General features: G+C 64.2%; 1 protein-coding gene. It reads left to right on the top strand.

The genetic code is table 11. The annotated features are described in order from the left end of the window. Window positions 1–16: 16 nt before the first annotated feature. The coding region (locus NTD87_RS17575; protein ID WP_262115302.1) for a DUF4123 domain-containing protein at window positions 17–318 on the top strand (302 nt) is incomplete at its 3' end.

Raw genomic sequence — 318 nt, 5'->3', positions numbered from 1 at the left:
TGCAAGGCAGGTGCCTGTGCCCTCTGATCGCCTGACACCCCGGAACTGGCTCGTCAGCCGTCCGCTGCAAGCCGGCGAGCGCCTGTACCTGATCATCAGCAACGCCAGCGATGCGGCCCCGCTCAACGCGTTTTACCAGCAAGAAGCGACCACCGAACTGATCCCGATCTGGGGCGGCACACCTTATGCCGACTGGCAGCCGGTGATGCCGTATCTCGCCGAACTGAAACCCGGTTCGGCGTTCCTTGACTGGATTGCCGAAACCGACTCCGAAGACTGGGGCTGGCTGGCGGTTTCCAGCAGCGCGCCGGATGCGGT

The organism is Pseudomonas sp. 6D_7.1_Bac1 (assembly GCF_025465945.1).
Taxonomy (GTDB): domain Bacteria; phylum Pseudomonadota; class Gammaproteobacteria; order Pseudomonadales; family Pseudomonadaceae; genus Aquipseudomonas.
This window is presented reverse-complemented; position numbering and strand designations above follow the sequence as displayed.